This is a genomic window from Alcanivorax sp. HI0083, from assembly GCF_001635175.1.
Window position 1 is genome coordinate 1 of sequence record NZ_LWFX01001614.1, and the last position, 873, is coordinate 873.

An 873-nucleotide genomic window follows, 5' to 3' on the forward strand; every position below is an offset into this window, starting at 1 on the left:
CCGCTTCAGCTTGTCGTCACCTTTGAGCAGGGCATCGATCTGCCCGGCGCCAATGCCCAGGGGATGCAGTAATGAGGACAGGCTGTCTCCGGATTGCACGGTCAGCGTTTGCCATTGCGGTGTGGCCGGTGCGGGTTTGCTGGTGGTTTGCGGTTTTGGTGCGGGTGCTGTGCGTTCCGGCAGGCTGATGGGCTGGACGCGTTCCGGGGTGGTTTCGGTGTTGTCCGGGCGAAAGGCGATCAGGATGACGCCGCCCAGCAATACCATGCTCAGCAGTAAATGGGTGCGTGGGAACTGGCGCACCAGCCTGCCGGCAGCAGAGATAAGTTGTTTCATGAAGAGTCTGTGAGGGCCTGGTTGGGTAAATAGAGACTGGCGCGCCCGCGGGGCACAGCGAAAAACTGACCTGCAAAGATACCCGCCTTCTCTGGCCGCGTTCAAGTGCTACAATGGCGCGCTTTCATTAATGGGTCTGGAAATAGAGGTAGGCATGGCCACGGTGGATCAGCAACTGGCACTTATTACCCGCGGGGCGGATGAGATCATCCAGGAAGAGGAGCTGCGGGAAAAACTGGCATCGGGCCGGCCGTTACGGGTGAAGGCGGGCTTTGACCCTACTGCCCCGGATCTGCACCTGGGGCATACGGTATTGATCAACAAGCTGCGCCAGTTTCAGGAGCTGGGGCATGAAGTGATCTTCCTGGTTGGCGATTTCACCGGGATGATCGGTGACCCCACGGGCAAGAGCGCCACCCGCCCGCCGCTGAGTCGAGAAGATGTGCTGCGCAACGCGGAGACCTACAAAGAGCAGGTCTTCAAGATTCTCGACGAGAGCAAAACCCGGGTCGCCTTCAACTCCAGCTGGATGAACGA

General features: G+C 59.6%; 1 protein-coding gene and 1 pseudogene. One reads left to right on the top strand and one right to left on the bottom strand.

The features are described 5' to 3' along the window. Window positions 1-336 (bottom strand): annotated as a pseudogene (locus tag A3754_RS23900) (peptidase M23); the annotation flags it as partial. Window positions 337-490: 154 nt separating this feature from the next. On the opposite strand from A3754_RS23900, the gene tyrS reads away from it, so the two are divergent. Beyond that, window positions 491-873, top strand: a 383-nt coding sequence (gene tyrS / locus A3754_RS23905) for a tyrosine--tRNA ligase (protein WP_063521533.1), incomplete at its 3' end; no start/stop codon positions are given.